Annotated in this window: 9 protein-coding genes and 2 tRNA genes; 6 read left to right on the top strand and 5 right to left on the bottom strand. The window is 70.8% G+C overall.

The features are described from left to right. Positions 1–488 precede the first annotated feature (488 nt). Both C2865_RS20180 and C2865_RS20175 read left to right on the top strand, forming a co-directional pair. Positions 489–1130 carry a maleylpyruvate isomerase N-terminal domain-containing protein gene (locus tag C2865_RS20180; protein ID WP_157963824.1) on the top strand — a complete coding sequence of 214 codons (642 nt, stop codon included), beginning with the start codon at positions 489–491 and terminating at the stop codon, positions 1128–1130. A gap of 143 nt (positions 1131–1273) precedes the next feature. Continuing rightward, the gene (locus tag C2865_RS20175; RefSeq protein WP_106400007.1) at positions 1274–2143 is read left to right on the top strand and encodes an SCO6745 family protein; all 870 of its coding nucleotides are present in this window, start codon (positions 1274–1276) and stop codon (positions 2141–2143) included. A gap of 55 nt (positions 2144–2198) precedes the next feature. Here the strand turns inward: C2865_RS20175 and C2865_RS20170 are convergent. Then, positions 2199–2271: transfer RNA gene (locus C2865_RS20170), tRNA-Ala, on the bottom strand. 133 nt (positions 2272–2404) lie between these two features. Between C2865_RS20170 and C2865_RS20165 the strand changes: the two genes are divergently transcribed. Both C2865_RS20165 and C2865_RS20160 read left to right on the top strand, forming a co-directional pair. Next, complete coding sequence (locus tag C2865_RS20165) at positions 2405–2782, top strand: ArsR/SmtB family transcription factor (protein ID WP_106400006.1); 378 nt, start codon at positions 2405–2407, stop codon at positions 2780–2782. Continuing rightward, positions 2779–3408: an SRPBCC family protein gene (locus tag C2865_RS20160; RefSeq protein WP_106400005.1), complete on the top strand. Its 630-nt coding sequence runs from the start codon at positions 2779–2781 to the stop codon at positions 3406–3408. The genes C2865_RS20165 and C2865_RS20160 overlap by 4 nt, the downstream gene beginning before the upstream one ends. Positions 3409–3458: 50 nt before the next feature. Here C2865_RS20160 and C2865_RS20155 read toward each other — a convergent pair. The 3 genes from C2865_RS20155 to rsfS form a co-directional block, all read right to left on the bottom strand. After that, positions 3459–3531, bottom strand: a tRNA-Ala gene (locus C2865_RS20155). Between the two features lie 69 nt (positions 3532–3600). Beyond that, a complete protein-coding gene (locus C2865_RS20150) occupies positions 3601–4221 on the bottom strand; it encodes a histidine phosphatase family protein (protein ID WP_269802732.1) in 621 nt (206 codons plus the stop codon). Further along, entirely contained in the window at positions 4218–4619 is a 402-nt protein-coding gene (gene rsfS, locus C2865_RS20145) for a ribosome silencing factor (protein ID WP_106400004.1), read from the bottom strand. Before rsfS ends, C2865_RS20150 begins: the two co-directional genes overlap by 4 nt. 109 nt (positions 4620–4728) lie before the next feature. On the opposite strand from rsfS, the gene C2865_RS20140 reads away from it, so the two are divergent. Next, positions 4729–5460 (top strand): HAD family hydrolase, encoded by a 732-nt coding sequence (locus C2865_RS20140; RefSeq protein ID WP_106400003.1) that lies wholly within the window; start codon positions 4729–4731, stop codon positions 5458–5460. Beyond that, entirely contained in the window at positions 5460–7832 is a 2373-nt protein-coding gene (locus C2865_RS20135) for a glycoside hydrolase family 65 protein (protein ID WP_106400002.1), read from the top strand. The genes C2865_RS20140 and C2865_RS20135 overlap by 1 nt, the downstream gene beginning before the upstream one ends. On the opposite strand, the gene nadD is transcribed toward C2865_RS20135, so the two are convergent. Further along, the gene (nadD, locus tag C2865_RS20130) at positions 7820–8410 is read right to left on the bottom strand and encodes a nicotinate-nucleotide adenylyltransferase (protein ID WP_106400092.1); all 591 of its coding nucleotides are present in this window, start codon (positions 8408–8410) and stop codon (positions 7820–7822) included. The two genes, C2865_RS20135 and nadD, sit on opposite strands and share 13 nt — an antisense overlap. Between the last annotated feature and the right edge of the window lie 23 nt (positions 8411–8433).

Genomic DNA, 8433 nt, shown 5'->3' with positions numbered 1-8433 from the left:
ACTTTTAGCACGCTGTTGAGTTCTCAAGAAACGGACTCGCTCTTTCGTCCGCCCTCGCGGGCTTCCTCCGGAGCAACTCGTTTAACTTATCAGGCTCTTTCTGCCTGTCAAATCCGCTCTTCCGGGACAATTCCCTTTTGATTGGATTCTGCAGTTCGCTTCGCGCCTTCCGGCGTTTCCCTCGCTGCAACCCTTCCAATTTATCAGGCTGTTTTTGCCTGTCAAATCCGCTCTTGCGAGCCGATCTTCCTTGGGAGGTTCCGGCCTCTCGACCGGCAAGATGCAACTGTACGGCACCCCGTAAGAGCCGTCAAACCGAGGTTCCTCCCCTCCGGGGAGGGGTCTCAAACCTCCGGACCTCCGACTCCTCGAGGTCGCTACGTTCAGTCAACCTCCAGACCCCCGCGAAGCACACCAAACCAGGGTCTTTTCTGGGAAGAGCGACATTGCCCGCCCGCCCCTGGCGGCGCCGCGCGTACGGTGACCGCATGCCCTCTGACGCCCCGGACCGGTACGACGCCCTCCTCGCCGACCAGTGGTACGCGATCCGCGCCTGGGCGGCGTCACCGCCGGTCGTGCAACGGATCCAAGCCCCCTCCGTTCTGGAGGGCTGGACCGTCCGCGACCTCCTGGCTCATCTCGGCAGGTCCTTCACGGCCGTCGAAGCCGCCCGTCCCGCGCCCGAGGCCGAACTCCGCACCGTGCTGGAGTACGTGACCGGGTACGCCGAGGCGGCCGGCGAGATCGCCCAAGGCACCCGCGAGCTGGCCGCGACGCTCGACCGCGAGTTCTTCTCGGGTCTGGACGAACTCGCCCGGCGTGGCCTCACCGCGCTGTCCCGCCTGCCGGATCCCGTCGTCCGGGGCCCTCGGGGTGTCCTGCGCAGGGCCGACTTCGTCACCACCCGGCTCCTGGAGCTCGTGGTCCACGGTGACGACCTCACCCGTTCACTGCCCGACCTCGAGCCGGTCCCGCTGCTCCCCGAAGCCGTCGAACTCGTCGCGGCGACTCTCGCCGCCGCCTACAGGGAGCGGACGGGGAACCCTTCCCCGACTCGCGACGCCATCACCTGGATCCGCGCCGCCGCGGGACGCGTACCCGATCCCGATCCGGCTCTCCCGCTGTTCTGACCTCTGTCCGAGGTCCCCGCCGGACCGGTCGGCGTCCGCCGGCCTGCGCCGGCCCCTTCCCGGATCACGGCCCGGGCGTCGAGGTGGCCGGAAGATGGAATTGGCCCTGTTCCGCGGGAGCCGGGCCGTCGCAGAGTGGGAGCATGAGCGATACCTCCCCGAGCCCCGAACGGCTCTTCTGGACCGTCTTCGAACCGATCCACGCGATCAGCTACTTCCATCCCGACTTCGCCGCCGCCATGGTCGACAAGGGATTGACGGGCTGGTGGAACGGCTACTTCGCGGGGCGGGCCGCACCGCTCGGCCGGGTCGGCGCGCCCGCGGTCGCCTCGCTGTTCTTCGTGTTCGCGCCGTCGCGGGTGGCCAAGGCCGTGCCCGAGGTATGGCGGCACATCGATCCGGAGAAAGCCGTCGAGACCCGGCTGGAGACCGCCGACGAGGTCTTGTCGCGGTTCACCTCCGACCATGCCCTGCCGGATCTGCGGAGCACCTTGGCCGCCTTGAGGAGATGCGTCGACGGTCTGGATTTCGGCGGGCGGGCCCTGGCCGCCGCGTGGGCCGACGTCCCCCCGCCCAGCACCCTTCTGGGACAGATCTGGCTGGCGTGCACCGTCCTGCGGGAGCACCGGGGCGACGGGCACGTCATCGCCTCGGTGGAGAACGGGCTGACCGGTCTTCAGGCGAGCATCACCCATGTCGCGACGGGCAAGGTGCAGCGGGAACGGATCCAGGTGACCCGCGGCTGGAGCGACGAGGAGTGGCGGACGGCCGAGGCCGAGCTCGTGGACCGGGGGATCCTCGACGGTTCGGGCGCGCTGACCGCGCGGGGAGCCGCCCTCCGCGACCGGATCGAGGAGACGACCGACCGTCTGGCCGCGCGGAGCCCCGTCCTGCCGGAGGACCCGTCCTGGGTGATCAGGGTGCTGCGGGTCCTGAGCGCCGACATCCGGCGCCATCCCTCTTTCCCGGACGCCAACCCGATAGGCGTCCCGCATCCCATGACGAAGGGGTAGTCGGGGAAAGGCGAAGGCCCTGTCTCGCATGAGCGAGACAGGGCCTTCGTCACCGTGGAGCTATGGGGATTCGAACCCCAGACCTCCTCCATGCCATGGAGGCGCGCTACCAACTGCGCTATAGCCCCGCCGCCGGGCGTTTCACTGCCTGGCAACGAGGTGAGAGCTTACAGGCGTCCGGCCGCCAGCGCGAATCGACCGCGGAACGGGCACTTCGTCTAAGTTTTGCCTTATATAAGCAGCTGCCTATATGGTGGCCGCATGCACGCGTTCGACGTTCTCGGCGACCCGGTACGCCGCCGCATCCTCGAGCTCCTGGCCGACGGCGAGCTGGCCTCGGGGCAGATCAGCGCGGTGGTCCAGGAGGAGTTCGGCATCTCCCAGCCGGCCGTCTCCCAGCACCTTCGGGTCCTGCGCGAGACGGGTTTCACGACGGTACGGGCCGTGGGGGCGCGGCGCCTGTACGCGGTGAACTCCGCGCCCCTCGCCGAGGTGGACGCGTGGCTGGACAGGTTCCGCCGCTTCTGGACCCCGCACCTGGACGCGCTGGCGACCGAGCTGGCCCGGGGCAAGCGCGAACGCCGGCTGCAGCGGGACCGAGCGCGGCAAGACGACCAGAACGAGAGGAAGAACCCATGATCGACGTCACCCACCAGCTCAACGAGGTGCGCCGCGAGGTCGGCACCCGGGTGCTGGAGGCCGGGGAGGCACGGATCGTCACCATCGGCCAGACCTACGCGGCGGACGTGGAGGACGTCTGGGACGCCTGCACCGACGCCGAGCGCATCCCCCGCTGGTTCCTGCCGGTGACCGGCGAGCTGAAGGTCGGCGGCCGCTACCAGCTGGAGGGCAACGCGGGCGGGGTGGTCGAGGCCTGCGAGCCGCCCCGGTCCTTCCGCGCCACCTGGGAGTACGGCGGCGAGGTCAGCTGGATCGAGGTCACCCTCACCCCGCAGGACGGCGGCACCCGCTTCGAGCTGCGCCACATCGCCCACGTGGACGACGAGCGCTGGGCGGAGTTCGGCCCGGGGGCGGTGGGCATCGGCTGGGACATGGCGGTGGTGGGGCTGACGCTCCACCTGTCGAGCGGGGAGGCGGTGGACCCGGCCGAGGCCATGGCCTGGTCGACGTCCCCGGAGGGCCTGCGGTTCATGACCGGGAGCAACCAGGCGTGGTGCGAGGCCGCCATCGCTGGCGGCACGCCCGAGGCCCAGGCGCGGGCGGCGGCCGAGCGCACCATCGCCGCCTACACCGCGACCGAATGAGCCTCTGAAACGGCGAAGGCCCGTGATCTCGCGATCACGGGCCTTTGTTGTGGAGCTATGGGGATTCGAACCCCAGACCTCCTCCATGCCATGGAGGCGCGCTACCAACTGCGCTATAGCCCCGCAACTGGTGGACTTTCATCCCCCAGCGCCCGATCAGTGTATCGGACTCCCGACAGGAGTTCGAACCGGTTAAGCGCGGTCGTCGCTGAGCACCGGCTCGGGAAGGGTTCCGGCATTGTGGTCGATCAGCCGCCAGCCGTGGCGGCCCTCGGCCAGCACGGTCCAGCAGCAGTTCGACAGGCCGCCGATGCGCTCCCAGAACTCCTCGGGCAGCCCGAGGAGGTGGCACATGCCCAGCCGCAGGGCCGCGCCGTGGGAGGCCACGACGAGCAGCCCGCCGTCCGCCAGGCCGTCGACGGCGCGCTCCAGCGCCCCGCCGACCCGCTTGGCGACCTCGGCCCCGGTCTCGCCGCCGGGCGGCTGCCAGATGGCGTGCTCGGCCGGGTAGCGGGCGCGGATCTCGGCTCCGGTGAGGCCCTCCCACTCGCCGCCGTCCCGCTCCACGAGGTCGGGGTCGTGGGCGACGGGCAGGCCGGTGCGGGCGGCCAGCGCCTGGGCGGTGCGGGCGGCGCGCTGCAGCGGCGAGGCGATGATCGCGGTCGGTTCGAGCGCGGCCAGCAGCCGGGCCGCGCGCTCGGCCTGGGCGACGCCCACCTCGTCGAGGGCGATGTCGGTCTTGCCCTGGAAGCGGTTCTCCATGTTCCAGGAGGTGCGGCCGTGCCGCCAGAGGACGAGCCTGCGCCGGCTCACGCGGTCCCCCGGGCCCGCTGGGCCATGTGGGCGTTGATGTCCTCGGGCAGCGCGACCGGGGGGCAGTCCTTCCACAGCCGCTCCAGGGCGTAGAAGGAGCGCTCCTCCTCGTGCTGCACGTGGACGATGACGTCGACGTAGTCGAGCAGGATCCAGCGGCCCTCCCGCTGCCCCTCGCGGCGGACCGGTCTGACCCCGGCCTCCTCGCGCAGGCGCCTCTCGACCTCCTCGACGATGGCCTGGACCTGCCGGTCGTTGGTGCCGGAGCAGAGCAGGAAGGCGTCAGTGATCACCAGCTGCTCGCTCACGTCGTAAGCGATGATGTCGTCGGCCAGCTTGTCGGCCGCCGCTTCTGCGGCGAGCCCGATCAGCTGGACGGCTCTTTCGGATGCGGTCACGAAGTCGTGATCCCTCTCATAGCCGATGCTGTGCCGCCTCTCAGCGTATCCGTCCGGACCCCCGTCCACCGAACGAGTAACGCCACCGGGCCTGGGTAGGGCTCGGAGCATGCTGGGACTGCCAGAGACGACGAAGGCGTGCCTGTTCGATCTGGACGGCGTCCTCACGGACACCGCCGTGGTCCACAACACGGCATGGAAGACGATGTTCGACGCGTTCCTTGCCGCACGCGGGCAGCCCCCCTTCGACCCGGTCGAGGACTACCAGCAGTACGTCGACGGGAGGCGGCGCGAGGACGGGGTCAGGACGTTCCTGATCTCCCGGGGGATCGGCCTGCCCGAGGGTTCGCCCGACGACCCGCCGCAGGCCGACACCGTGTACGGGCTGGCCGCCCGCAAGAACGTGCTCCTGCTGGAGTTGATCGCCCGGAACGGCGTGCAGGTCTTCCCCGGCTCGGTGGACTACGTCCGGGCGGTGCGCTCCGCCGGGCTGCGCACCGCGGTGGTCTCCTCCAGCGCCAACACCGTCCAGGTGCTGCAGTCCGCCGGGATCAGCGGCCTCTTCGACGCCCGGATCGACGGGGTGGTCGCCGCCAGGCGCAGGCTTCCGGGCAAGCCCGAGCCCGACACCTTCCTGGCCGGGGCCGCAGCCGTCGACGTCCCGGCCGGGCTGTGCGCGGTCTTCGAGGACGCCCTCGCCGGGGTCGAGGCCGGACGGGCCGGGCGGTTCGGCACCGTCGTGGGGGTCGACCGGGTGCGGGACGGCTTCCACGGCCCCGCGCTGAAGGCGCACGGCGCCGACGTGGTGGTGGCCGACCTGTCGGAGCTGCTGGAGCAATAATGATCATCCCGTACGAGGTCGACCCCTGGCGGGTCAGGGAGACCACCCTGGATCTCGAACGGCTCGCCCAGACCGAGTCGGTCTTCGCCCTGTCCAACGGGCACATCGGGGTGCGCGGCAACCTCGACGAGGGCGAGCCGCACGGGCTGCCCGGCACCTACCTCAACTCGGTGTACGAGCTGCGGCCCCTGCCCTACGCCGAGGCCGGCTACGGCTATCCGGAGACCGGCGAGACCCTGATCAACATCACCAACGGCAAGATCATCCGCCTGCTGGTGGACGACGAGCCGCTGGACGTGCGGTTCGGCCGGCTGGACTCCCACGAGCGGGTGCTGGACCTGCGGGCCGGCACCCTCACCAGGACCATGCAGTGGTGCTCCCCGGCGGGCCCCTCGATCAGGATGACCTCCACCCGGCTGGTGTCGCTGACCCAGCGCTCGATCATGGCGATCTGCTACCAGCTCGAGCCGGTCGACTCCGAGGTGCAGCTGGTGATCCAGTCCGAGCTGGTGGCCAACGAGCCCCTGCCGTTCCTGGGCGCCGACCCGCGCACCGCGGCGGTCCTGGAGTCCCCGCTGCGCGCCCTGGAGCACCTGGCCAACAACGACCGCATCGTCCTGGTGCACGAGACCAAGGGCAGCGGGCTGCGGCTGGCCTCGGCGATGAGCCACGAGGTCGAGACGCCGGGCAAGCGCACGCTCGACGTGGAGGCCGAGGACGACATCGGCCGGTACACGCTGGCGACCCGGCTCCAGCCGGACGAGCGGCTCACGCTGGTGAAGTACGTGGCGTACGGCTGGTCCAGCCACCGCTCCCGGCCCGCGCTGCACGACCAGGTGGCCGCGGCGCTGGCGGGCGCCGAGCTCACCGGCTGGGACGGCCTGCTGGCCGAGCAGCGCGGCTACCTCGACGAGTTCTGGCGGGGCGCGGACGTGGAGGTCGACGGCGACCCTGAGGTCCAGCAGGCCGTGCGGTTCGCCCTCTTCCACATCCTGCAGGCCGGCGCCCGCGCGGAGCGGCGGATCATCCCGGCCAAGGGGCTGACGGGCCCGGGGTACGACGGCCACACCTTCTGGGACACCGAGACGTTCGTGCTGCCCGCCCTCACCTACTCCGTGCCCGACGCGGCGGCGGACGCGCTGCGCTGGCGCTACTCCACGCTCCCGCAGGCGATGGACCGCGCCCGGCAGCTGGGCCTGCAGGGCGCGGCCTTCCCGTGGCGGACGATCAGCGGCGGGGAGTGCTCGGGGTACTGGCCGGCGGGCACCGCGGCGTTCCACATCAACGCCGACATCGCCGACGCCGTCACCCGCTACCTGGACGCCACCGGCGACATGGAGTTCGCCCGCGAGGTGGGCGTCGACCTCCTGGTCCACACCGCCCGGTTGTGGCGGGGCCTGGGGCACCACGACCTCGACGGCAGGTTCCGCATCCACGGCGTCACCGGGCCCGACGAGTACACCGCGGTGGTGGACAACAACGCCTACACGAACTTCATGGCGCAGAAGAACCTGCGCGCGGCGGCGGAACTGGTGCTCTCCCTTCCGGACGAGGCCGACCGGCTGGAGGTGACGGCGGAGGAGGCGGCGTCCTGGCGCGACGCCGCCGACAAGATGCACATCCCGTTCGACGACCGGCTGGGCGTCCACCCGCAGAACGACGGTTTCACCGACGGCGCGCCCTGGGACTTCCGGCACACGCCGCTCGAGCACTACCCGCTGCTGCTGCACTACCCCTACTTCGACCTCTACCGCAAGCAGGTCGTCAAGCAGGCGGACCTCGTGCTGGCGATGCACCTGTGCAGCGACGCCTTCACCGACGAGGAGAAGGAGCGCAACTTCTCCTACTACGAGGCGATGACGGTGCGGGACTCCTCCCTGTCGGCGCAGACCCAGTCCGTCATCGCCGCCGAGGTGGGCTACCTGGACCTGGCGCACGACTACCTCACCGAGACCTCCCTGATGGACCTGCGCGACCTGGAGCACAACACCAGGGACGGGCTGCACCTGGCGTCGCTGGCCGGTGCGTGGAACGCGCTGGTCGCCGGGTTCGGCGGGCTGCGCAGGCGCGGGGGGCTGCCGAGCTTCGCGCCCCGCATCCCCGAGACGCTGGCGCGGCTGGAGTTCCGGCTGCGCTACCGGGGCTCGCTGATCAAGGTGACGGTGCACACCGAGGAGGCGACGTACGAGCTGGTGGAGGGCCCGGAGCTGACGATCTTCCACCACGGCGAGGAGCACCTGCTGCGGGACGTGCTGCGGCGGCCGATCCCGCGCAGGACGCCCTCGCTGCCCCGCCCGGAGCAGCCGCCCGGACGCGCCCCGCTCGGCCACCTGATCCAGGCGCCCGAACGGTACCGCGATCAGTCGCGGTAGAGCTCCCGCTTGTTGATGTACTGCACGATGCCGTCGGGCACCAGGTACCAGACGGGCTCCCCGGCCCGCACGCGGTCGCGCACCTCGGTGGAGGAGATGGCCAGCGCGGGCACCTCGACCAGGCTCACCCGCCCCTCGGGCAGGCCGGGGTCGGCCAGCACGTGCCCCGGCCGGGTGCAGCCGATGAAGCGGGCGAGCTTGAACATCTCCTCGGCGTCGCGCCAGGTGAGCATCTGCCCCAGGGCGTCGGCGCCGGTGATGAAGAAGAGCTCGGTCTCGGCGCCCAGGAGCCCGCGCATGTCACGCAGAGTGTCGTGGGTGTAGGTCGGGCCGCCCCGGTCGATGTCCACCCGGCTCACCCGGAACCCGGGGTTGGAGGCGGTGGCGATGACCGTCATGAGGTAGCGGTCCTCGGCCTCGGTGACCCGCTTGTCGGCCTTCTGCCAGGGCCTGCCCGTGGGAACGAAGATCACCTCGTCCAGCCCGAAGAGGTGCTGCACCTCACTGGCCGCGACGAGGTGCCCGTGGTGGATCGGGTCGAAGGTGCCGCCCATGATCCCTACCCGGCGCTCGCTCATGGTGACCAAGCCTAGGTGACCGC

Source organism: Actinocorallia populi, from assembly GCF_002995495.1.
In the GTDB taxonomy this organism is placed as follows: Bacteria; Actinomycetota; Actinomycetes; order Streptosporangiales; family Streptosporangiaceae; genus Actinocorallia; species Actinocorallia populi.
Note: the sequence above shows the minus strand (reverse complement) of the source record. Positions and strands in the feature narration are given on the sequence as shown.

Excerpts from the sequence above, each read along its gene's own strand:
- C2865_RS20180 (WP_157963824.1), top strand. The coding sequence starts at position 489 with ATGCCCTCTGACGCCCCGGACCGGTACGACGCCCTCCTCGCCGACCAG.
- C2865_RS20175 (WP_106400007.1), top strand. The coding sequence starts at position 1,274 with ATGAGCGATACCTCCCCGAGCCCCGAACGGCTCTTCTGGACCGTCTTC.
- C2865_RS20165 (WP_106400006.1), top strand. The coding sequence starts at position 2,405 with ATGCACGCGTTCGACGTTCTCGGCGACCCGGTACGCCGCCGCATCCTC.
- C2865_RS20160 (WP_106400005.1), top strand. The coding sequence starts at position 2,779 with ATGATCGACGTCACCCACCAGCTCAACGAGGTGCGCCGCGAGGTCGGC.
- C2865_RS20140 (WP_106400003.1), top strand. The coding sequence starts at position 4,729 with ATGCTGGGACTGCCAGAGACGACGAAGGCGTGCCTGTTCGATCTGGAC.
- C2865_RS20135 (WP_106400002.1), top strand. The coding sequence starts at position 5,460 with ATGATCATCCCGTACGAGGTCGACCCCTGGCGGGTCAGGGAGACCACC.
- nadD (WP_106400092.1), bottom strand. The coding sequence starts at position 8,410 with ATGAGCGAGCGCCGGGTAGGGATCATGGGCGGCACCTTCGACCCGATC.